This is a genomic window from Vibrio pomeroyi (assembly GCA_041879425.1).
GTDB classification, from domain to species: Bacteria; Pseudomonadota; Gammaproteobacteria; order Enterobacterales; family Vibrionaceae; genus Vibrio; species Vibrio pomeroyi_A.
Map to the genome: position 1 here is coordinate 809,767 of CP090854.1, position 21,853 is coordinate 831,619.

Consider the following 21,853-nt stretch of genomic DNA (forward strand, 5'->3'; position numbering starts at 1 on the left):
CCTTTCTAAATTCACACCAGAAGCTCGGTATCTTAAATTCTTGTGAAGTCGTTTCTGCTTATTTATTAAAATTCGCAGGTTCTCTTGTTGCTTGTAATATCTCAAATTTTTGGTTTAGTTCAAGCGTTTCAACGTTAGCTTCACCAAATAGTCTTGCTAGTTTGACATCGTATCCGAGGTGTCGGTTGCCAATAACAATTAATTTGCCTCCATTGCTTAGAACATGCTTTGCATCACAGAACATTTGCCATGCAATGTGATCAGTAATCGCTTGTTGCTGATGGAACGGAGGATTACACATTACTAAGTAAGTGCTGTTTTTCTTAAAACCATCTAAACAGTTGTTGGCGATGAACTGGAAGTTACCTTCTTCACCAAGGTTATCCTTGACGTTTTGGCGTGCCGATTCAATCGCCATGAAGCTCTCATCAACACAAGTGATACGAGCCTGAGGGTTCAATTGCCCTGCTTTAACACTCAAAACACCGTTACCACAGCCTAAGTCGATGATATGGCGTAGCTCAGGGTCTTGAGGGATATGCTCTAGCATATAGCGAGCGCCTTGATCGAGTGCTTCGCCTGAGTAAACATTCGGTAAATTTTTCAAGCGGATATCTTCACCGTCTACATCCCACTCCACAAACGGCTCAACGGTTTGAATCGGTTGGCAATTTGGAGAAGAGAAAACCAAGCGGTGTTTTTTCTTCGCTAACGAGGTTTTGGTCTCGCCTAGGTACTTCTCGAAAAGGTTAAGTGTAGAGGTGTGGATCTCTTTTACTTTGTTGACACCGAGCACTTGGCAGCCTTCAGGCAGTGCTTGGCGTAATTGACTTAACTGCCATACAAGGTGGCGGTTGGTCTTTGGCAGCTGCATGATCACAAGGTCGATACCGTGTGGGATATCATCCATGGTGTTTAAAAAGTTGACTCGATTACATTGATTACGCTGTAAGTTTTTTAGCGCACCGCGATGAGAAATAAATGAGTCGCTCATCATTGTGACATCATGATCTTTCGAGAACCAAGCGGATAGGGCACCAAAGCTGTCGTTCATGATCAGGATGTGTTTGCCAGGTTCAAGATTCATCTCTTCAACATGACTGATCAGGTATTCGTCGCCCGCATCCCAAGCTTGAAGGGTTTCATTTGAACGTTTAGGGAAACGATGTAAGGTCAAAGTTCTATCGTGAAGGGTAAGTTCGGTTTTCATTGCTTGAGATACTTATGTAAGGAATAACAAGGATATTGTCTCAAATGCAGGCTGAACAAGATAGAAAAAACTCAAGCAAACCTATGCCATTCGCTATCAAATACTCAGACAGCCGACCGCTTAGGGTTTATACTCACCCCACGGATAATGCCAATACGTTATTAAGGAATCACAATGATCCAAGAAGTTATCGAAACAAAATTGCACAATGAGTTTTCACCAAGTCATTTAAACGTGGTCAATGAGAGCTATATGCACAATGTTCCGGCCGGTTCTGAGAGTCATTTTAAAGTGATTGTTGTCAGTGATGTGTTTGAAGGTTTACGTCTTATTGCTCGTCATCGAGCGGTAAATAAAGCACTTTCAGAAGAGTTAGCGAATAATATTCACGCACTGTCCATTCACACTTATACAAAAGATGAATGGATGAAGCAGCTCGATAACGTGCCAGACAGCCCTATGTGTATGGGTGGTGGCAAGTAACACAACGAGCATATTGAGAAAAGGCGGCGATGCCGCCTTTTTTGTCGCCAAACCTATGTGTTTTTCGTTGTTATATCACTCAAACTGATGGCAATTTGAACGGCCGAAAATACCTACAATGAGTAATGTTTTTATTAACAGTGTTTCAACATAACTCGTAAAATATTAGTTTGTGACAGAGTATTAATCTCTTGTTTAAAACACGTTTCAAAAGCCATTTTATCTGTGCGGCTCGTCAAATTTATACATATTTGAGAGTCCATATGCTTCAAATCTCACCAAATAAAGGCGGTATTCAAGTTATTGGTCATGGCATCAAGTTGTCAAAAAATGCTAGAATACGGCACCTGATAAATCTCACATGTTTTGTGTGATGAGTTTATTAAGATAATGTTGCGATTTTGGTATCTCAAATTTACCAAAACCGGACACTGTAATGTCGTGTCTAAGGGCGATTTTAAAACGTCCTGAATTTACGCAATTAAAAGAATCTTTTTCCCGATAAAGTAGTGCAAGTGCGTATGATTACAATAAAGAAGGGTTTGGATCTTCCTATCGCAGGAACTCCATCCCAGGTGATTAATGATGGTAAGTCCATCACTAAAGTCGCCTTGCTTGGCGAAGAGTACGTTGGTATGCGTCCTACGATGCATGCTCGCGTTGGTGATGAAGTGAAGAAAGGCCAAGTTCTTTTTGCAGATAAAAAGAACCCAGGTGTTGTATTTACTTCTCCAGCAAGCGGTAAAGTTATTGAAGTGAACCGTGGTGCTAAGCGTGTTCTTCAATCAGTAGTGATTGAAGTAGCAGGCAATGAGCAAATCACGTTCAATAGCTATGAAGCTAACCAACTAGCAGGTCTTGACCGTGAAACGGTTAAAACTCAGTTAGTTGAGTCTGGCGCATGGACCGCTTTGCGAACTCGTCCGTTCAGCAAGGTTCCAGCAGTTGATTCTGAAACTCAGGCTATTTTCGTTACTGCTATGGATACTAATCCACTAGCAGCTGAGCCAGAATTAATCATTAACGAGCAGTCTGATGCTTTCGTTGCTGGTTTAGATCTTCTTTCAACTCTGACTAACGGTAAAGTGTACGTTTGTAAAAAAGGTACTAGCTTACCTCGTTCAGCTCAGTCTAACGTTGAAGAACATGTTTTTGATGGCCCACACCCTGCAGGTCTTGCAGGCACGCATATGCATTACCTATACCCGGTAAATGCACAAAATGTAGCGTGGAGCATTAACTACCAAGATGTTATCGCATTCGGTAAGCTTTTCCTTACTGGTGAGATTTACTCTGAGCGTGTTGTTTCTCTGGCTGGTCCAGTGGTTAACAACCCACGTCTAGTTCGTACTCAAATTGGTGCTAGCCTTGAAGAGTTGACTGACAGCGAGTTAATGCCAGGCGAAGTTCGTGTGATTTCTGGTTCTGTACTTACGGGTACTGAAGCAACAGGTCCACATGCTTTCCTTGGTCGTTACCATCAGCAAGTTTCTGTTCTACGTGAAGGTCGTGATAAAGAGCTATTCGGCTGGGCTATGCCTGGTAAGAACAAGTTCTCTGTTACTCGTTCATTCCTTGGTCACCTGTTTAAAGGTCAGTTGTTCAACATGACAACGACGACAAACGGTAGTGACCGCTCAATGGTTCCAATCGGTAACTACGAGCGCGTAATGCCTCTAGATATGGAACCTACATTGCTGCTTCGTGATCTATGTGCTGGCGACGTTGATAGTGCTCAAGCACTAGGTGCGCTAGAGCTAGACGAAGAAGATGTAGCATTGTGTACCTTTGTATGTCCAGGTAAGTACGAGTACGGTCAACTACTTCGTGAATGCCTAGATACGATTGAGAAGGAAGGGTAATTTTCATGGGCCTTAAAAAGTTTCTTGAAGACATCGAGCATCATTTTGAGCCAGGTGGTAAACACGAGAAGTGGTTTGCGCTTTACGAAGCAGCAGCGACAGTGTTCTACACGCCAGGTCTTATTACAAAGAAAAGCTCGCACGTTCGTGATAGCGTTGATTTAAAACGTATCATGATCATGGTTTGGTTCGCGGTATTCCCAGCAATGTTCTGGGGTATGTACAACGCGGGTGGCCAAGCTATCGCAGCACTTAACCATATGTACGCAGGCGCTGAACTAGCATCTGTTATCGATGGTAACTGGCACTACTGGCTAACCGAAATGCTTGGCGCCTCCTTAGGAGCCGATGCAGGTGTTGGCAGTAAGATGCTACTTGGTGCGACTTACTTCCTACCTATCTACGCAACGGTATTCATCGTTGGTGGTTTCTGGGAAGTTCTGTTCTGTATGGTGCGTAAGCACGAAGTAAACGAAGGTTTCTTTGTTACTTCTATCTTATTCGCGCTTATCGTTCCGCCAACACTTCCTCTATGGCAAGCAGCACTAGGTATTACCTTCGGTGTTGTTGTAGCGAAAGAGATCTTCGGTGGTACGGGGCGTAACTTCCTGAACCCTGCACTTGCTGGCCGTGCGTTCCTATTCTTTGCATACCCTGCACAGATTTCAGGTGACGTAGTTTGGACTGCTGCAGACGGTTTCTCTGGTGCAACTGCTCTTAGCCAATGGGCTCAAGGCGGCGGTAGCGCACTAATGAACGTTACATCTGGTGAAGCAATCACTTGGATGGACGCATTCATTGGTAACATCCCAGGTTCTATCGGTGAAGTATCGACTCTAGCACTTATGATTGGTGCAGCGATGATCGTTTACATGCGTATCGCTTCATGGCGCATCATTGCTGGTGTAATGATCGGTATGATTGCTGTGTCTACGCTGTTTAACGTGATCGGTTCTGATACTAACGCAATGTTCAGCATGCCTTGGCACTGGCACCTAGTTCTAGGTGGCTTCGCATTCGGTATGTTCTTCATGGCGACTGACCCAGTATCAGCTTCATTTACCAACAATGGTAAGTGGTGGTACGGCATCCTAATCGGCGCAATGTGTGTAATGATCCGTGTAGTTAACCCTGCATACCCAGAAGGCATGATGCTTGCGATTCTGTTCGCAAACCTATTTGCTCCTCTGTTTGACCACGTTGTAATCGAGAAGAACATTAAGCGGAGACTAGCGCGCTATGGCAAGTAATAACGATAGCATTAAAAAGACGCTGTTTGTTGTTATCGCATTGAGCCTAGTGTGCTCAATCATCGTTTCAACAGCTGCAGTTGTTCTTAAACCTAAGCAACAAGCTAACGCAGTTCTGGATCAGCAAACTAAGATCCTTGAAGTTGCGGGCATTGACCTTGCAGGTGATATTCCAGCGTTGTACGCAGAGAACATCGAACCTCGTCTAGTTGATTTCGCTACTGGCGATTTCGTTGACGGCGATGCTGCTGCATACGACCAACGTAAAGCGGCAAAAGATCCAGCTCAGTCAATCAAGCTTTCAGCTGAAGAAGACATTGCTAAGATCCTTCGTCGTGCTAACACAGGTACTGTATACCTTGTGAAAGATGGCGCTGAAACTTCTAAAGTTATCATCCCTGTTCACGGTAACGGCCTATGGTCAATGATGTACGCATTCGTTGCGGTAGAAACTGATGGCAACACAGTTTCTGGTATCACTTACTACGAGCAAGGTGAAACTCCTGGACTTGGTGGTGAGGTTGAGAACCCAGCTTGGCGCGCTCAATTCGTTGGTAAGAAATTATTCGACGAAAACCACAAACCTGCTATTCAGGTTGTTAAAGGTGGCGCTCCTCAAGGTTCTGAGCACGGTGTAGATGGCCTTTCTGGTGCAACACTGACTAGCGTTGGTGTTCAACATACATTTGACTTCTGGTTAGGTGATATGGGCTTTGGTCCGTTCCTAGCAAAAGTTCGTGACGGAGGTCTGAACTAATGTCTAGTGCAAAAGAAATTAAAAAGAGCATCTTAGCGCCGGTGTTGGACAACAACCCAATCGCGCTACAGGTTCTTGGTGTGTGTTCTGCTCTTGCGGTAACCACTAAACTAGAAACAGCATTTGTTATGACTATCGCGGTAATGTTCGTTACTGCTCTGTCTAACTTTTTCGTTTCTTTGATCCGTAACCACATTCCTAACAGTGTGCGTATCATCGTTCAGATGGCAATTATCGCATCACTAGTAATCGTGGTAGACCAAGTGCTAAAAGCATACCTATACGATATCTCTAAGCAGCTATCTGTATTCGTAGGCCTAATTATTACTAACTGTATTGTAATGGGTCGTGCTGAAGCATTCGCAATGAAGTCTGCGCCAATCCCATCTCTAATCGATGGTCTTGGTAACGGTCTTGGTTACGGTTTCGTTCTTATCACTGTTGGTTTCTTCCGTGAGCTTCTAGGCTCTGGCAAACTATTTGGTATGGAAGTACTACCTCTAGTGAGCAACGGTGGTTGGTATCAGCCAAACGGCTTGATGCTTCTAGCACCTTCTGCATTCTTCCTAATTGGTTTCTTGATTTGGGCAATTCGTGTGTTCAAACCAGAACAAGTAGAAGCGAAGGGGTAAGGTAGTCATGGAACATTATATTAGTCTGCTAGTTAAATCGATTTTCATCGAAAACATGGCGCTTTCTTTCTTCCTAGGTATGTGTACATTCCTAGCGGTATCTAAGAAAGTTAAAACTTCTTTTGGTCTTGGTGTTGCGGTAGTTGTAGTACTTACAATCGCTGTTCCTGTAAACAACCTTGTTTACACGCACATCCTAAAAGAAAACGCGCTTGTTGAAGGTGTCGATTTAAGTTTCCTTAACTTCATCGCATTCATCGGTGTTATCGCGGCACTTGTACAAATCCTAGAGATGGTTCTAGACCGTTTCTTCCCACCTTTGTACAACGCACTAGGTATCTTCCTTCCACTGATCACAGTTAACTGTGCAATCTTTGGTGGTGTATCTTTCATGGTAACTCGTGACTACAACTTTGCTGAATCTGTTGTTTACGGCTTCGGTTCTGGTGTGGGTTGGATGTTAGCTATCGTTGCTCTTGCGGGTATCCGTGAGAAGATGAAGTACTCTGACGTACCTCCAGGTCTTCGTGGCCTTGGTATCACGTTCATTACTGTTGGTCTGATGGCGTTAGGCTTTATGTCTTTCTCTGGTGTTCAACTGTAGGGTAAGCACCCAGTAATAAGGAATAACAAATGCAAAGCATTATTCTTGGCGTAGCGATGTTTACCATTATTGTATTGGCTCTAGTGCTAGTGATTCTTTTCGCTAAATCTAAGCTGGTACCATCAGGTGACATCACTATTGCTGTAAACGGCGACCCTGAAAAGGCGATCGTTACTCAACCTGGTAGCAAGCTACTTGGTGCCCTAGCTGGCGCTGGTATCTTCGTATCTTCTGCTTGTGGTGGCGGTGGCTCTTGTGGTCAGTGTCGTGTAAAAGTTAAGTCTGGTGGTGGCGACATCCTACCAACTGAACTTGATCACATCACAAAAGGCGAAGCTCGCGAAGGCGAACGTCTTGCATGTCAAGTTGCTATGAAAACTGACATGGAGATTGAACTAGACGAAGATATCTTTGGTGTTAAAAAGTGGGAATGTACTGTTATCTCGAATAACAACGAAGCTACTTTCATCAAAGAACTTGCACTAGCAATCCCTGAAGGTGAAGAAGTTCCGTTCCGCGCGGGTGGTTACATTCAGATTGAAGCTGAACCACATCACGTGAAATACGCAGATTACGATATTCCTGAGGAATACCGTGGTGACTGGGATAAGTTCAACTTGTTCCGTTACGAGTCTATCGTTAAAGAGCATTCGATCCGTGCTTACTCTATGGCTTCATACCCAGAAGAGAAAGGCATCATCAAGCTTAACGTGCGTATCGCAACTCCGCCGCCAAACAACCCTGATGTAGCTCCTGGTGTGATGTCTTCATACATCTGGTCTCTTAAAGAAGGCGACAAATGTACTATTTCTGGTCCATTTGGTGAGTTCTTTGCTAAAGACACAGACAATGAAATGGTATTCATCGGTGGCGGTGCAGGTATGGCGCCAATGCGTTCACATATCTTCGACCAACTTAAGCGTCTTAACTCTACTCGTAAGATGTCTTACTGGTACGGTGCGCGTTCTAAGCGTGAGATGTTCTACATTGAAGATTTCGACGGTCTAGCGGCTGCAAACGAAAACTTCGTGTGGCACTGTGCACTGTCTGATCCTCAACCAGAGGACAACTGGGACGGTTACACTGGTTTCATCCACAACGTATTGTACGAAAACTACCTGAAGGATCACGAAGCTCCTGAAGACTGTGAGTACTACATGTGTGGTCCACCAATGATGAACGCTGCTGTTATCGGCATGCTGAAAGATCTTGGTGTAGAAGATGAAAACATCCTACTAGATGACTTCGGTGGTTAATCCACTTAAGTGATTGATATTATGGCTGACTCCTGCGAGTCAGCCATTTGTTTTTCTAAGACTGCTTTTGACAACATACTGACTTATATAAGAAAGAGTAAGGTATTCGAAAGACCTATTTTTTACTCTTATTTTTCCTTATATAAATCCTCAACATTAGACAGGAGTAAGCAAGTGAGAATTTGGCTTGTTGCATTAACTTCTTTGATTTTTCTTGCGGGCTGTGAACAGCCAAGAGAGCAAGTGCATTTAAGTGGCCCAACAATGGGTACTAGCTACAATATTAAATACATCAACGGTGATGAATTTCCTGAGTCTAATGAAGTTCATACCGAGATCGATCGTCTACTTGAAGAAGTGAACGACCAGATGTCGACCTACCGTGAAGACTCTGAACTGAGCCGCTTTAACCAACACAAAGGCGCGGATGCTTTCGAAGTATCGGAACAAACTGCGACTGTTGTGAAAGAAGCGATTCGTTTGAACGGTCTTACTGAAGGTGCATTGGATGTGACGGTTGGTCCATTAGTTAACCTTTGGGGTTTTGGTCCTGAAGCGCGCCCTGAAGTGGTGCCAACAGATGAAGAACTGGCAGCTCGTAAAGCAAAAGTGGGCATTCACCACCTAAGTGTTGAAGGCAATAAGCTGACTAAAGATTTACCGAACCTGTATGTTGACCTTTCAACTATCGCAAAAGGTTGGGGTGTGGATGTGGTTGCTGACTACCTTGATTCAATTGGCATTCATAACTACATGGTTGAAGTCGGTGGTGAAATCCGTCTGAAAGGCCTAAACCGTGAAAGTGTAGGCTGGCGTATTGCTATCGAAAAGCCAAGTGTCGATGAACGCAACATTCAAGAGATCATCGAACCGGGTGATATGGCAATCGCAACATCGGGTGATTACCGTAACTACTTTGAGCATGATGGTGTTCGTTACTCACACATCATCAACCCAGAAACAGGAAAGCCTCTTCATCATAAAGTGGTTTCTGTGACTGTTTTAAACCCGTCTTCAATGACTGCAGACGGCTTATCTACTGGCCTTATGGTCTTAGGTGAGGAGAAAGGAATGGAAGTCGCAAACCAACATAACATCCCTGTGTTCATGGTGGTAAAAACAGCAGATGGCTTTAAAGAGATTGCTTCTGAAGCATTTAAGCCATACTTAGGTAAATAAGGTAAGCGAGATAATTATGAATACATTTCTGATTACATTTGGTGTTTTTCTAGCAGTGATCACAGCAATGTCGATTGGCTACATTATCCAAAAGAAAGTTGTGAAAGGCAGCTGTGGTGGCTTGGGTGCGGTTGGCATTGATAAAGTATGTAACTGCCCAGAACCTTGTGATGCACGTAAAAAACGTGAAGCACGCGAAGCATACCGCGAAGAGAAGCTTGCGGAGCGTCAACAAAAAGAAGCGGCTTGGAACAAAGATCGTATCGCTTAATTGGCGATGCTGATTAGGAGCTAATTCGGCTCCCCAAAAAGCAAAGAGCCCAAGGTTAACGCCTTGGGCTCTTTTCGTTTCTACACTTTCTTAGTGTCACACAATTATCTGTATTAAATTCCTAGAGTATTGGAGCTACTCGTTAACGAGTTGAAGATTATTGCGAGCGCATACTAACTGGTTTCTGCCTTGCTCTTTTGCGGTATAGAGCAGTTCGTCAGCGGCTTTGATTTGTTCATCTAAGCTGCCAACCAAGTCAGTGACTCCTATACTCATCGTGACCTTGATTAGCTGTGAATCATGAATGACGTCTTGGTTTTGTATTGCTACTCGCATCGACTCTAACGTTTCGACGAAGTCTTCAAATGGACCACATGATTGAATGCAAAACTCTTCACCACCGAAACGAACCGCAACATCATCTTTAAAGTGGTCTTTGATGATCTTGCCGACTTCTACCAGTACAGCATCACCACCATCATGACCGTAGGTGTCGTTCACTTTCTTGAAGAAGTCGATATCCATCATGGCGATACTGCGCTGCTCACAACCTTTACACGTTTGATTGAACAGGTAACGACGGTTCCATAATCCGGTAAGGGCATCCTCATTGGCATGACGAAACAGTTCATTAGTGGCTTCTTTCATATCCAACAATTGGTGGATGCGACAGAAAAACTCTTCTTGGTTGAAAGGTTTATATAGGAAGTCGTTAGCACCAGCTTTGAGGAAGCGTGCCGTCATGGTGCGATCATCGCTACCAGACAATCCTAGAATCGCGAGTTGATTACGGTCGTGATGGACTCGAATATCGCGGGTCATCGAAATGCCATCTTTATTCGGCATATCATGGTCGGTCACAACAAAAGTGATATCAGGATCGTTCTGAAGAAGCGTGAGTGCTTGCTCACCGTCTTCCGCTTGAACGGTTTGAATATATTGATGTTCGAGGAGCTGGACAACATATCGGCGAACCACAGCAGAATCATCAACGACCAGCGCTTTATGGTGGCGATTATTGGAGATTCGATTAACCAGAGGAAGCAAGTAGCTGACTGATGACATGCTGTCTTTGAGGATGTAATCAAGCACACCTTTGGCAAGAACTTGCTCTCGGAGTGTGTTGTTGAACATGCCGGTTAGCACGATGATCTTTTGCTGGTAACCGAGTACCAGATCAATGATCTCGCCGTCTTGGCCGTCAGGTAAACAGTAGTCGAGGACTGCACACAAGAAATCCGTTTCTTGCTCTAAGATCGCTTTGGCTTCTTCTACAGATTCCGCCAGCGCAACTTCATAGCCATCGTTCTTAAATTGCTGGTAAAGATAGTTTCTGAATGCGCGACTATCCTCTACCACTAGTATTTTTTCACTCAAAAGCTATCCCTACTCATAGACTAAATACTCCTCACAATACTATCAGAATAGTGGGCGGCGAATGAAGTGAAACCTGTTGAGCTGGACTCCAGATCATTTTAAATCTGAGAATAATTGATTATACTGTTCATAGATACAGTTGTAAGGTTGAGTTATTTCCAAATGTGCAGTTCGGACCAAGAGAAAGTCAGAAAAATAATCCATGTCGATATGGATTGTTTTTACGCAGCTGTAGAAATTCGAGACAACCCATCTTACCGAAATCGACCGCTTGCAGTGGGTGGCCATGAAAAACAACGCGGCGTGTTGAGCACGTGCAACTACGAAGCGCGTAAGTTTGGCGTTCGTTCTGCTATGCCTACTGGTAAAGCGCTGCAACTTTGCCCTAATTTGTTGGTTGTGCCGGGTAGAATGTCAGTCTATGTCGAGATATCTAAGAAGATCCGCGAAATCTTTTCTCGATATACCTCAGTGATTGAGCCGCTTTCTTTGGATGAAGCGTTTCTTGATGTGACTGATTCAAAACAGTGTCATGGTTCGGCGACGCTCATCGCAGAGTCGATTCGTCGTGATATTTGGAATGAACTCAATCTAACGGCTTCCGCAGGTATTGCTCCAATAAAGTTCTTGGCGAAAGTCGCCTCGGATATGAATAAGCCCAATGGGCAATTTGTTATCCCTCCTCAAGATGTCCAAGCGGTGATCGATGAATTACCCCTCGAAAAAATTCCTGGTGTCGGCAAGGTGAGCATTGAAAAGCTGCATCAAGCGGGTTTCTTTACTTGTAAGGACATTAAGGAATCTGACTATCGCGACCTGCTTCTCAAGTTTGGCCGCCAAGGTGCGTCACTTTGGAAGCGTAGCCATGGCATTGATGACCGAGAAGTCATCATTGAGCGTGAAAGAAAGTCGGTAGGCGTTGAGCGAACCTTTACCCAAAATATATCGACCTATGCTGAATGTTGGCAGGTGATAGAAGACAAGTTGTTTCCTGAGCTCGAAACTCGCTTAGAAAAGGCTAGCCCAAGTAAAGCGATCATAAAGCAGGGTATAAAACTCAAGTTTGCAGACTTTCAGCAAACCACTATCGAACACATACATGCTTCACTCGACCGCGAACATTTCAAAGAGCTCTTGAGTGAAATACTGAAAAGACAACAAGGACGAGAAATTCGCCTACTTGGCCTAAGTGTGATGCTACAACCCAAAGACCAGATGCGTCAGCTGAGCTTTTTTTAAAGGTAATGATCTAGATGGCAACCGACTAAGCTTCATAGCCTAGTCGGTTTTTTATAGGTAAGGGCTACCTAGGAAGCTGCTTCACTTTTGCTAAGGTATCACTGAATGGTTGTTGCTCTAACTTACCGTAGCCGACCATTTTGCTCGCTTTAAGCTTGGTTGAAAGTGGGGTGGCGATTCCACATAGAAAACGAGTAATCGCTTCATCGGTAATCAATTGTTGGCTTGCTGAAATGAACTCGTGAATCCATGTCATTACTGTTTCATCATCAACAGGCTCAACATCAACGGTAGGTAAGGTTGCTACTTGACCGCGACATACAGAACAGTGACCACACTTGGTTGGCGCTTTGTCATCAGCAAAGTAACTTGCAAGGCGCGAGCTTAGACAGGTGTCGGCTTCAAAGAAGCTCAGCATCTGATTAAGACGATTGATTTCACTGTTCTCTTTTGCCTTAAACAACTCAGTTAATCGCTCAGATAATTGCATCATATCTTCAGAGGTATTGTGAATCGCGTAGACATCCGTGATCTGTTTGCTTTCTAGCTCAATCCAACCCTGTTCGTTGAAGTAATCAATAGCCGCGATAACTCGTTGGCGATCCGCTTGGAAGTGAGTCCAAAGCGCCTCGAAGTCGATTTGGCACCAGACTCTCGCTTGTGGTGAACATTGGAAAATCGCTTCTACGAAATTACGACGTTCGCCTTGGAACTGCTCGCAGATCTGCTGTTTAGGGCGAATGAACTTAAATTTGTAATCCGCGAAGTAGCTGTACTTCGGCTCAATCACTCCTTCAATTTCGAGGTAAACCAGCAGTGTTTTAAGCGGTAGCTGACGAATGTTGGATTCACGCGATAGCTGATTAAGCATGATCTCCCATTGATTCGAACCTGAAGCATTACTGTTTTGGTTTTCGTAGATCTCTTTTAATACTGCCTGGATCGATATGTTGTCTGGCGTATCGCCAAAGACGAAGTTCTCTAGTGTGCTCAAGCCGTGTTTGTTCGCGAGCAAGATACACTCAGAAGCTTGTCCATCACGGCCAGCTCTTCCTATCTCTTGTGAGTAGTTCTCTATCGATTTTGGTAAGTCAAAGTGAATCACTCGGCGAATATTTGACTTGTCGACACCCATACCAAATGCAATGGTTGCCACGATACAGTTGACGTCATCACTCATGAATTGATGTTGGATGGCGTCTCTGTTTTCTGGCTTAAGGCCGGCATGATAAGCCACGGCATTTACGCCAGCATTACGAAGCTGCTGAGCGACCATCTCTGCTGTTTGTTGAAGAGTGACATACACAATAGTTGGAGCGAGAGAAGCTTGGTTAACGACATTACACAAGGTTTCTAGTTTGCTGGCTTGTTCGCAAGGTTGAATTGAAAGGTCTAGGTTCTGACGATAGAAGCCAGTAACCACAACGCGTTCTTCATCGATATCAAACTTAGACTTCATATCTTGGATAACAGAGGTCGTCGCGGTTGCCGTGAGCAATAGCACTTGAGGAATATTCAGTTGTTTTTGGTATTGAGGAAGTTTTAGGTAGTCTGGTCTGAAGTTGTGACCCCATTCAGAGATACAGTGCGCCTCATCGACCACAAGTAACGAGATAGGCACTTGGGAGATAAACTGACGAAAGCGTTCGTTCTTCAAGCGTTCAACCGAGATCATTAGGATTTTTGTGTCACCGTTACGTACCGACTGCATAACCTGTTGTGTGGTTTGTCTGTCTTGGCTTGATTCGATGGCAGCCGCGCTGATGCCTTTACTGTGTAAGAAGCTGAGTTGATCTTTCATTAGCGCTAATAGTGGTGATATCACCAAGGTTAAATGAGGAAGCTCTAATGCTGGCAATTGGTAGCAAAGCGACTTGCCTGATCCCGTTGGGAATATCGCGGCTGTCGAGTGACCAGATAGAACATTATCAATGACTTGCTTTTGTCCGTTTCGCAGTGAATCGAATCCGAATACTTGTTTTAGCTTCTGCTCAATCATTTATGTTCTACCTGATTTAATAAGTGTCGTATTGATGCTAAAGCGGGCGTCTATTCATGATAGCGTCGCTCGTTGAATCAAATGTCTTGCACCTGATTGTACCTAATTCTATTCTGTAGCTCCTATAGAAAAGCACCCCAATAGTATGAATAAGTCTGAGCTTCTACAAATAATCATTGAGCAACTCGAAACCCGATTACGTATCGCGCAGTCCGCTACCCAGCGTGCCATTGACGCCGCGACCGATGAAGAGACAGTACCAGAACACAAGTACGACACCTTAGCTCTAGAAGCCTCGTATCTTGCGCATGGACAAGCGGTGAGAGTGCAAGAGTGTGAAGATGATATTCAGTGTTACCGAAACCTTGTATTGCGTGACAGTGAAAAGATTACGGTGAGCAGTTATGTGGTGGTGATTGACGAGCATAACCAATATAAACACTTTTTCATGGGGCCGAGAGTTGGTGGACTCTCTGTTATGTGGAATGATCATGAAGTTGCTATCGTGACCGCGAACGCGCCGTTTGGTCAGGCTCTGATGGGTAAAGAAGTTGGCGATGAAATTGAGTTTAAGGTCGCTGATAAACAGTTTTGCTACGAAGTTATATCTATCGACTAACTAACTGGCTAATAGATATAAAACGTTTCTCTGACAAAGAAGCATAAACCCAAGGTATAGTAATTTGTCAGATTGATGAGAGGATGTTATGAAAAGCAATGTATTTATGAAAAATAATGTATTAATTGCATCACTAACAGCGGTTATTGCTGTTGTGAGCCTGCCAACGTTTGCAGCGCAGTGTCGAGTTGATTTGAAGAATGAATTACGAATCGATGACCAGAAAGTCGAAATCCATCAGGTGAATGGCGATACTGCGGTCTTCGATGAAAACAATGACCTCTATATCCATGGCGAGAAAGTTGAGCTCGATGCTGACCAACAAGCCGCGATAGAGAAGTATCGTGACAGCATGAGTGAGTATTTACCTCGCGCAAAGCAAATGGCTAACGAGAGCTTAGCATTAGCCAATGACGTTATTGATGATATTGCCGCTAGCCTAGATTCGCCTGAGTCGTTTGATAATGTAAAAGAGTCAATGAAGACGTATTTTGCTGAACTGGAGGCGCGTTACTACAAAGGTGGTGAGCTAGTACTACCAGCAGACAGTTTCGACTCGATGGCCAATGGCTGGTCTGAAGATTTCGAGAAAGCTAAGGAGATCTTTAACCAAGAGTTTATCTCGAGTGCTTTCAATGCGATGTCTGAAAAGATGAAGCAAGAGGGTGGGCTAAACCTGACTGAACTGGCCGACAGCATGGCGGATCTCAAGCTTAAAGTTGAAGAGCGAATGAAGGAACATGCTCAGCAAATGCAAGAAGAAGGCACTGAGTTCTGTGATTCACTTGATGAGATGGCAGAACAAGAGCAAGAACTGCATGAAATCATTCCGAACCTGAAAGATTACCAAGTATTCACGATTTAATTCGAGTCTAGTGATGAATAGCAAGAGCACCAGTTGGTGCTCTTTTTGTTTGTATTGTTCACTCAATGATAAGTATCAATTTTGCGGCTGGAATCTGTTGATAATCCTTTGGTGTCTGTAGTTGAAAAACTATCGAACTGGGTTGTTGTTAATTTTGTGGTTCTAAATAGCGTATTGATTGTAAAAATTAGAGAATTGCTCATTTATTGGTTGTGTCTATCATTGCTTTTGATTATTGTACTTCTCAACTAGTTCACTGATTTTTATGCGGGCAATATGGACCAACAATCTTCCTCTTCAAGAGAGCTATTTAGTTCTCGTTTGGGTTTTATTTTAGCAGCGGCTGGTGCAGCTGTTGGTTTGGGTAATATTTGGGGCTTCCCAACTCAAGTTGCGAGCAATGGCGGTGGTGCTTTTCTGCTTGTTTACCTAATCATGATCTTCGTGGTTGCTTTCCCTATGCTGGTGGTTGAGATGGCTATCGGCCGCCACGGCCAAGCGAACCCAGTCGATAGTATGCGTTCACTAACGGCTAACCCGCTAGGCAAGAAAGTCGGTGAATTTGTTGGTTGGATTGGTCTCAGTGTTCCAAGCGCAGTATTAGCGTTTTATAGCATTGTCGGCGGTTGGTTGATCTGCTTCCTAATCGGCGCTGTTGCAGATCTGATTGGCCTAGAGGCGATTGCGGATTGGTTTAAAGGCTTCAGCGTTGAGCGTAATGTCTTTGGTACAGTTGCGTTCTACGTACTGACAATTTTGATTGTACAGGGCGGTGTTAAGCAAGGTATCGAGAAGTGGTCGACGCGCTTAATGCCGGCACTGTTTGTATTGTTCGGCCTATTGTTTGTCTACATCATGACGCAAGCTGGCGCGATGGAAGGCTTAAAACATTACCTAGTGCCAGACTTTGAGAAAGTGTGGGATAGAAAGCTGATTCTAGCAGCGATGGGACAAGGCTTCTTCTCGCTAACCATTGGTGGCTGTTCAATGTTGGTTTATGGCTCTTACTTAAGTAAGAAAGAGAACCTGCCAAAAATGGCGATGAACGTAACCTTGGTTGATACTGCTGTTGCCTTTATTGCGGGCCTAGTGGTTATGCCTGCGATGTTTGTTGCGATGCAAAAAGGCGTTCAAATCTACGCAGAAGATGGCTCGCTGTTAAGTTCTGACACGCTAGTGTTTACAGTTCTGCCTTTGATGTTTGATAGCTTAGGTGTGCTTGGTCAGATCTTTGCGATTGTTTTCTTCTTGTTGCTAACGATTGCCGCACTGACTTCTTCTATCTCAATGCTAGAAGGCCCGGTAGCGCTAGTGAGTGAGCGCTTCAATACCAGAAGAACGCCAACAAGTTGGGTGATTGGTGGTGCTATCGCACTGTTCAGTGTGGTAATTGTTTACAACTTTGCTGCGATGTTTGGCATGGTGGCGATGATAGCGACTCAATACCTTCAACCGATCGCCGCATTGATGTTCTGTCTGTTTGGTGGTTGGGTGTGGAGCCGAGCTTCAAAAGTGAAAGAGCTTGAGCAAGGTTGCCCTGATTTTCAGCTTGGCTGGTTTGGTAAGGTTTGGCCGATGTATGTGAAGTTCGTGTGCCCAATCTTAGTCGCAACGGTAATCTGGGCTTCTTTCGGTTAATTGGCCATAATTGTTCACTCGTCTTAATTTAACAAAGCCGCTCTCTTAGAGCGGCTTTGTTGTATAGGAACTATGGTGATGTAACGTGACGGTCTGTCGATACTAAAAAGGCGCATACCCGAGGGGATGCGCCTTTAAAATAGAGGAGAGTTAAGTAATTGCTTACTTAATTTCCATACCTTGAGCTTGTAGATCTGCGTGGTAAGAAGAACGTACAAACGGACCACATGCAGCGTGTGTGAAGCCAAGTTCAAGAGCAATCTCTTTCAGCTCGTCGAACTCTGAAGGTGGCACGTAGCGCTCTACTGGCAAGTGGTGACGGCTTGGTGCTAGGTATTGACCTAATGTCAACATAGTTACACCGTGTTCGCGAAGATCTTTCAGTACTTGAACGATCTCTTCTTTCGTCTCACCAAGGCCCATCATTACACCAGACTTTGTTGGGATATCTGGGTGCTGTTCTTTGAACTTCTTCAGTAGATCTAGAGACCATTTGTAGTTCGCACCCGGGCGCGCTTTACGGTATAGGCGTGGCGCTGTCTCTAGGTTGTGGTTGAAAACATCTGGCGGGTTGTCTTTCATTAGGTCAAGCGCAACGTCCATACGACCGCGGAAGTCTGGTACCAGTGTTTCGATACGAATATTTGGGTTTAGCTCGCGAATCTCACGGTTACAGTCAGCAAAGTGCTGAGCACCGCCGTCACGCAAGTCATCGCGGTCAACTGAAGTGATTACCACGTACTTCAGCTTCATGTCTTTAATTGTCTTAGCCAGTTTCTTCGGCTCTTCTGCTTCAGGAGCAACTGGACGACCATGGGCAACATCACAGAACGGGCAGCGACGAGTACAGATAGCGCCAAGAATCATAAACGTTGCCGTACCGTGGTTGAAACACTCGGCTAGGTTAGGGCAAGACGCTTCTTCACAAACTGAGTGCAGGTTGTTTTTGCGCATTGCTGATTTGATTTCTTGGATACGATGGCTGTCTGAAGGAAGTTTAATCTTCATCCATTCAGGCTTACGTAGAACTTCTTTCTGTTCAGCAGGCATATTCTTTACGGGAATTAATGCCATTTTGTCAGCGTCACGATATTTAACGCCTTTTTCCATTTGGATTGGTTTGCTCATGATTTTATGCTTCTGCTGTAATGTTACTGGTGGCTTGAATGTCTACTTGGTCATAGCCGAGTAGCTCTACGAGCTCTTGTATTAACTGTTGCTCAACGTTTTCTAGTTCACTTGGTCCGCCAAGTTGGCTGACCTGTGCCATTTCCATTCCTTGATAACCACATGGGTTAATACGTAGGAATGGAGACAGATCCATATCAACGTTAAGTGCTAGCCCATGGAACGAGCAGCCACGTCGAATACGCAATCCGAGTGAACAGATTTTCTTGCCATCGACATAAACACCAGGAGCGTCAGGTCGGGCAGCTGAATCTATATTGTAAGCTTTCAGAGTATTGATTACGAGGTTCTCGATATGAGTAACCAAATCACGTACTCCGAATTTCTTGCGGCGAATGTTAATCAGAAAGTAAGCAACTAACTGACCTGGGCCGTGATAAGTCACTTGGCCACCGCGATCGCTTTGTATCACAGGGATATCACCGGCATTTAAAACATGCTCAGCTTTGCCTGCTTGTCCTTGAGTGAAGACAGGGTTGTGTTCAACCAACCAAACTTGGTCTACGTCTTCTTCCGTGCGTTCGTCTGTGAACTTATGCATGGCTTTCCATACAGGTTCATAATCCTGACGGCCTAATTTTTTTACGATTAGCTTATTTTGCAAAGCGGCACTCCCTCAAGGATTAATAAAGTGAACGCATTATAAACGCGAAACATGATTCTAACTACAGACGGACTGCAAGGTTTTTCAACTTTCTTTGTATTTATTTAAAATTAAGTTGAATGAATTTGGTGTCGATACTGTGCTTTAAACAAAAACAGCGGCAATAAGCCGCTGTTTTTCATGCGTAATCGAAGATTACAGAACCATACGAACGATTTCGATCTCGCCCAGTTCTTTGTATAGTGTTTCTACCTGCTCAATTGACGTCGCAGTAATATTGATAGAAACAGAGTGGTAGTTACCTTTCGCACTCGGTTTTAGCGTTGGGCTGTAGTCACCAGGAGCATGACGCTGGATCACTTCTAGTACTAGCTCAGTCAGTTCTGGCTTAGCGTGGCCCATTACTTTGTAAGTGAATGAACAAGGGAACTCTAAGAGGTCTTTTAGTTTTGCATCAGAATTGATGTTCATGATTAGCTCCAAAAGGCTAGACTCTCGCAAATTGGCGATAGTCGATAAAAAGCGTGTTCGGTCTACAGACACGAGTAATAAGGCGGAATATTACGTGTAAATATCACCGAACTCAAGATCAACAAAAGCCGCACATGGCGGCTTTGGTTTCGTTAATGAGTAAATAATGAACTTACTCATTAGGTTAGCTTTCCGATAAGCTTAGGTTTTGTTTAGGACAAACCTTTTACTTACTTAGAATAAGCCTTTGAACAGCAGTACTAGGTAATCCCACAGACGGCTAAATAGGCTGCCTTGGTCTACGTCTTCAAGTGCTAGTAGCGGGTATTCCGCAACATCTTCACCATCAACTTGGTAGAATAGTTTACCAACCACATCGCCTTTGCTGATTGGCGCTTCTAGCTCTTTCTCAAGTACAAAGCTTGCTTTTAGGTTCTTAGCTTGGCCACGAGGTAGAGTTACGAAAGTATCTTCGTCGACACCTAGTGCAACAGTGTCCTTGCTACCCATCCAGATTTTCTCTTCTACGAAGGTTTCACCAGCTGTGTGCGGTGCCACTGTTTCGAAGAAACGGAAACCGTAGCTAAGAAGCTTTTTGCTTTCTGTTTTACGAGCGTTCGCATTCTTAGTACCCATTACAACCGCAACTAGGCGCATTTTACCTTCTGTTGCTGAGCTTACTAGGCTGTAACCTGCGTTGCTTGTATGACCAGTTTTGATGCCGTCAACGTTCATGCTCTTATCCCACAACAGACCGTTACGGTTGTATTGGGTGATGCCGTTGTAAGTGAATTTTTTCTCTGAGTAGATACGGTACTCATCAGGAACGTCGCGAATTAGCGCCTGACCAAGTAGCGCCATATCGTAAGGCGTTGAGTATAGGTTCGGGTTGTCTAGACCGTGCACGTTAGCAAAGTGCGTGTCTTTCATGCCGATAGAGCTTGCCCAAGCGTTCATTAGGTCAACGAATGCATCTTCAGAGCCAGCAATGTGTTCAGCCATTGCAACACAAGCATCGTTACCTGATTGAATGATGATACCGCGGTTTAGTTCTTCAACTTTAACCGTTGTACCTACTTCAACGAACATCTTAGATGAATCTGGGAAGTTTTTAGCCCAAGCATTTTCACTGATTACAACATCGTCGTTTAGGTTGATGTTGCCACGATCAAGCTCTTGGCCGATCACGTAGCTCGTCATCATCTTGGTTAAACTTGCTGGAGAAAGTTGAGTATTCATCTCTTTCTCTGCTAGTACTTTGCCTGAATGGTAATCCATCAGAACAAAACCTTTAGCGGCGATTTGAGGTGCATCAGGAACAACAATAGGAGCGGCGAATGACGATGTAGCTATCGTTGCAGAAAGCGCAACAGAAGTAGCAAAAATCGATTTAACAAGTTTATTAGATTTAATCATTTTGAATGCAATTATTTGGTGAACTATTCATATATTAACAGAATCACTCTGTCACACCAGAGCGCTGATTACCAGAAGTAACTGTTAGATTAATTAGCGAGTTAGGGTGTGTTTTTTTATATAAGCTGACGGGTAACCCATTAGCTTAACTTGTTCTAATTTCTCTTGAGTCAGAGCATAGTCATGAAATGGCCCAAGCATCAGACGGTAGTTGTCATCATTTGGCTGCAAGAACGTTGCTACTTCTAGCTTTTCGCTTAGATCTTTGGCCAACTTCTCTGTTCTATCTTCATGTGGAGATGTGGCAACTTGAATAATAAAATGCGGCAAAGCGGCCTTTTTCTTAGCGTCGGTTGGCATAGCTACAGTAATGACTTCTATCTCAACATTTGCAGTGCCAGTTCTTAATACATCGAGCTTGTAAGCCGCCGCATAACTAAGGTCAATGATTCGGCCTTCGTGGAATGGGCCGCGGTCATTGATACGAACAATCGTGGTTTTGTTGTTGTCGGTATTGGTCACTTTTACATAGCTTGGAATCGGCAATGTTTTGTGCGCTGCAGACATCGAATACATGTCGTAAATCTCTCCATTTGAGGTTAAATGGCCATGAAATTTCTTACCGTACCAAGATGCTTTTCCTTTCTCGGTAAATCCTTCCGTCTCTTTTACAATCTTGTAGTCTTCACCGCGCAGTGTGTAGTTATTGTTACCACCCAAACTGTAAGGTTCATACTGTGGGTGAGCATCTTCTAAATGCTCTACCGAGATAGGTGCGTCTGGCGCAATATCTGAATCAATATCGTAGCGGCCCGTTGGTTGCTGTGAAGAACAACCATTGATGAAAACAACTAGCCCAACAATAGAGAGGATTTTTTTAATTGGCAGCTCATCAATCAAGGATGCTTTTTTTGAAAACGTTGTAATAGACAT

The 21,853-nt window shown here is 44.1% G+C and carries 21 protein-coding genes; 13 read left to right on the forward strand and 8 right to left on the reverse strand.

Features of this window, described 5'->3' with window-relative positions:
* Positions 1–58: 58 nt before the first annotated feature.
* Positions 59–1,210, reverse strand: coding sequence for a methyltransferase (locus L0992_03570; protein ID XGB67790.1), 1,152 nt, complete (start codon positions 1,208–1,210; stop codon positions 59–61).
* A 174-nt stretch (positions 1,211–1,384) separates the two neighbouring features.
* Here L0992_03570 and bolA point away from each other — a divergent pair, with 174 nt between their 5' ends.
* From bolA to nqrM, 9 genes are all read left to right on the forward strand, one after another.
* Positions 1,385–1,693: a transcriptional regulator BolA gene (gene bolA / locus L0992_03575; protein XGB67791.1), complete on the forward strand. Its 309-nt coding sequence runs from the start codon at positions 1,385–1,387 to the stop codon at positions 1,691–1,693.
* Positions 1,694–2,214: 521 nt separating this feature from the next.
* Positions 2,215–3,555, forward strand: coding sequence for a Na(+)-translocating NADH-quinone reductase subunit A (locus L0992_03580; GenBank protein ID XGB67792.1), 1,341 nt, complete (start codon positions 2,215–2,217; stop codon positions 3,553–3,555).
* A 5-nt stretch (positions 3,556–3,560) separates the two neighbouring features.
* Entirely contained in the window at positions 3,561–4,805 is a 1,245-nt protein-coding gene (locus L0992_03585) for an NADH:ubiquinone reductase (Na(+)-transporting) subunit B (protein ID XGB67793.1), read from the forward strand.
* The gene (locus tag L0992_03590) at positions 4,795–5,562 is read left to right on the forward strand and encodes a Na(+)-translocating NADH-quinone reductase subunit C (protein ID XGB67794.1); all 768 of its coding nucleotides are present in this window, start codon (positions 4,795–4,797) and stop codon (positions 5,560–5,562) included. The genes L0992_03585 and L0992_03590 overlap by 11 nt, the downstream gene beginning before the upstream one ends.
* Positions 5,562–6,194: an NADH:ubiquinone reductase (Na(+)-transporting) subunit D gene (locus tag L0992_03595; protein XGB67795.1), complete on the forward strand. Its 633-nt coding sequence runs from the start codon at positions 5,562–5,564 to the stop codon at positions 6,192–6,194. Before L0992_03590 ends, L0992_03595 begins: the two co-directional genes overlap by 1 nt.
* A 7-nt stretch (positions 6,195–6,201) precedes the next feature.
* Positions 6,202–6,798, forward strand: a complete 597-nt coding sequence (nqrE, locus tag L0992_03600) for an NADH:ubiquinone reductase (Na(+)-transporting) subunit E (protein ID XGB67796.1) — start codon at positions 6,202–6,204, stop codon at positions 6,796–6,798.
* Positions 6,799–6,827: 29 nt separating this feature from the next.
* The gene (nqrF, locus tag L0992_03605) at positions 6,828–8,054 is read left to right on the forward strand and encodes an NADH:ubiquinone reductase (Na(+)-transporting) subunit F (GenBank protein XGB67797.1); all 1,227 of its coding nucleotides are present in this window, start codon (positions 6,828–6,830) and stop codon (positions 8,052–8,054) included.
* A gap of 174 nt (positions 8,055–8,228) precedes the next feature.
* Positions 8,229–9,233: an FAD:protein FMN transferase gene (locus L0992_03610; GenBank protein ID XGB67798.1), complete on the forward strand. Its 1,005-nt coding sequence runs from the start codon at positions 8,229–8,231 to the stop codon at positions 9,231–9,233.
* Positions 9,234–9,249: 16 nt separating this feature from the next.
* Entirely contained in the window at positions 9,250–9,504 is a 255-nt protein-coding gene (gene nqrM / locus L0992_03615) for a (Na+)-NQR maturation NqrM (GenBank protein XGB67799.1), read from the forward strand.
* Between the two features lie 135 nt (positions 9,505–9,639).
* Here the strand turns inward: nqrM and L0992_03620 are convergent, their stop codons facing one another.
* A complete protein-coding gene (locus L0992_03620; GenBank protein XGB67800.1) occupies positions 9,640–10,881 on the reverse strand; it encodes a diguanylate cyclase in 1,242 nt (413 codons plus the stop codon).
* Positions 10,882–11,043: 162 nt separating this feature from the next.
* Between L0992_03620 and dinB the strand changes: the two genes are divergently transcribed.
* Positions 11,044–12,120 carry a DNA polymerase IV gene (gene dinB / locus L0992_03625; GenBank protein ID XGB67801.1) on the forward strand — a complete coding sequence of 359 codons (1,077 nt, stop codon included), beginning with the start codon at positions 11,044–11,046 and terminating at the stop codon, positions 12,118–12,120.
* 64 nt (positions 12,121–12,184) lie between these two features.
* Here dinB and L0992_03630 read toward each other — a convergent pair whose 3' ends face one another.
* Complete coding sequence (locus tag L0992_03630) at positions 12,185–14,119, reverse strand: RecQ family ATP-dependent DNA helicase (protein ID XGB67802.1); 1,935 nt, start codon at positions 14,117–14,119, stop codon at positions 12,185–12,187.
* 145 nt (positions 14,120–14,264) lie between these two features.
* On the opposite strand from L0992_03630, the gene L0992_03635 reads away from it, so the two are divergent.
* The 3 genes from L0992_03635 to L0992_03645 all read left to right on the forward strand — a co-directional run bounded on the left by L0992_03635 (position 14,265) and on the right by L0992_03645 (position 17,241).
* The gene (locus L0992_03635; GenBank protein ID XGB67803.1) at positions 14,265–14,738 is read left to right on the forward strand and encodes a GreA/GreB family elongation factor; all 474 of its coding nucleotides are present in this window, start codon (positions 14,265–14,267) and stop codon (positions 14,736–14,738) included.
* A gap of 88 nt (positions 14,739–14,826) precedes the next feature.
* Positions 14,827–15,603 (forward strand): YggN family protein, encoded by a 777-nt coding sequence (locus tag L0992_03640; GenBank protein ID XGB67804.1) that lies wholly within the window; start codon positions 14,827–14,829, stop codon positions 15,601–15,603.
* A gap of 276 nt (positions 15,604–15,879) precedes the next feature.
* Entirely contained in the window at positions 15,880–17,241 is a 1,362-nt protein-coding gene (locus L0992_03645; GenBank protein XGB67805.1) for a sodium-dependent transporter, read from the forward strand.
* Between the two features lie 162 nt (positions 17,242–17,403).
* Here the strand turns inward: L0992_03645 and lipA are convergent, their stop codons facing one another.
* From lipA to L0992_03670, 5 genes are all read right to left on the reverse strand, one after another.
* A complete protein-coding gene (gene lipA / locus L0992_03650) occupies positions 17,404–18,369 on the reverse strand; it encodes a lipoyl synthase (protein XGB67806.1) in 966 nt (321 codons plus the stop codon).
* Between the two features lie 4 nt (positions 18,370–18,373).
* Entirely contained in the window at positions 18,374–19,033 is a 660-nt protein-coding gene (lipB, locus tag L0992_03655; GenBank protein ID XGB67807.1) for a lipoyl(octanoyl) transferase LipB, read from the reverse strand.
* A gap of 195 nt (positions 19,034–19,228) precedes the next feature.
* Positions 19,229–19,507 carry a DUF493 family protein YbeD gene (ybeD, locus tag L0992_03660; protein XGB68685.1) on the reverse strand — a complete coding sequence of 93 codons (279 nt, stop codon included), beginning with the start codon at positions 19,505–19,507 and terminating at the stop codon, positions 19,229–19,231.
* A 231-nt stretch (positions 19,508–19,738) separates the two neighbouring features.
* Positions 19,739–20,920: a serine hydrolase gene (locus tag L0992_03665; GenBank protein XGB67808.1), complete on the reverse strand. Its 1,182-nt coding sequence runs from the start codon at positions 20,918–20,920 to the stop codon at positions 19,739–19,741.
* A gap of 93 nt (positions 20,921–21,013) precedes the next feature.
* Complete coding sequence (locus tag L0992_03670) at positions 21,014–21,853, reverse strand: septal ring lytic transglycosylase RlpA family protein (protein XGB67809.1); 840 nt, start codon at positions 21,851–21,853, stop codon at positions 21,014–21,016.

Bases quoted from the DNA above. Each gene is read 5' to 3' on its own strand.
- L0992_03570 (XGB67790.1), bottom strand. From the start codon at position 1,210: ATGAAAACCGAACTTACCCTTCACGATAGAACTTTGACCTTACATCGT.
- bolA (XGB67791.1), top strand. From the start codon at position 1,385: ATGATCCAAGAAGTTATCGAAACAAAATTGCACAATGAGTTTTCACCA.
- L0992_03580 (XGB67792.1), top strand. From the start codon at position 2,215: ATGATTACAATAAAGAAGGGTTTGGATCTTCCTATCGCAGGAACTCCA.
- L0992_03585 (XGB67793.1), top strand. From the start codon at position 3,561: ATGGGCCTTAAAAAGTTTCTTGAAGACATCGAGCATCATTTTGAGCCA.
- L0992_03590 (XGB67794.1), top strand. From the start codon at position 4,795: ATGGCAAGTAATAACGATAGCATTAAAAAGACGCTGTTTGTTGTTATC.
- L0992_03595 (XGB67795.1), top strand. From the start codon at position 5,562: ATGTCTAGTGCAAAAGAAATTAAAAAGAGCATCTTAGCGCCGGTGTTG.
- nqrE (XGB67796.1), top strand. From the start codon at position 6,202: ATGGAACATTATATTAGTCTGCTAGTTAAATCGATTTTCATCGAAAAC.
- nqrF (XGB67797.1), top strand. From the start codon at position 6,828: ATGCAAAGCATTATTCTTGGCGTAGCGATGTTTACCATTATTGTATTG.
- nqrM (XGB67799.1), top strand. From the start codon at position 9,250: ATGAATACATTTCTGATTACATTTGGTGTTTTTCTAGCAGTGATCACA.
- dinB (XGB67801.1), top strand. From the start codon at position 11,044: ATGTGCAGTTCGGACCAAGAGAAAGTCAGAAAAATAATCCATGTCGAT.
- L0992_03630 (XGB67802.1), bottom strand. From the start codon at position 14,119: ATGATTGAGCAGAAGCTAAAACAAGTATTCGGATTCGATTCACTGCGA.
- L0992_03635 (XGB67803.1), top strand. From the start codon at position 14,265: ATGAATAAGTCTGAGCTTCTACAAATAATCATTGAGCAACTCGAAACC.
- L0992_03640 (XGB67804.1), top strand. From the start codon at position 14,827: ATGAAAAGCAATGTATTTATGAAAAATAATGTATTAATTGCATCACTA.
- L0992_03645 (XGB67805.1), top strand. From the start codon at position 15,880: ATGGACCAACAATCTTCCTCTTCAAGAGAGCTATTTAGTTCTCGTTTG.
- lipA (XGB67806.1), bottom strand. From the start codon at position 18,369: ATGAGCAAACCAATCCAAATGGAAAAAGGCGTTAAATATCGTGACGCT.
- L0992_03665 (XGB67808.1), bottom strand. From the start codon at position 20,920: ATGATTAAATCTAATAAACTTGTTAAATCGATTTTTGCTACTTCTGTT.
- L0992_03670 (XGB67809.1), bottom strand. From the start codon at position 21,853: ATGTCTATTACAACGTTTTCAAAAAAAGCATCCTTGATTGATGAGCTG.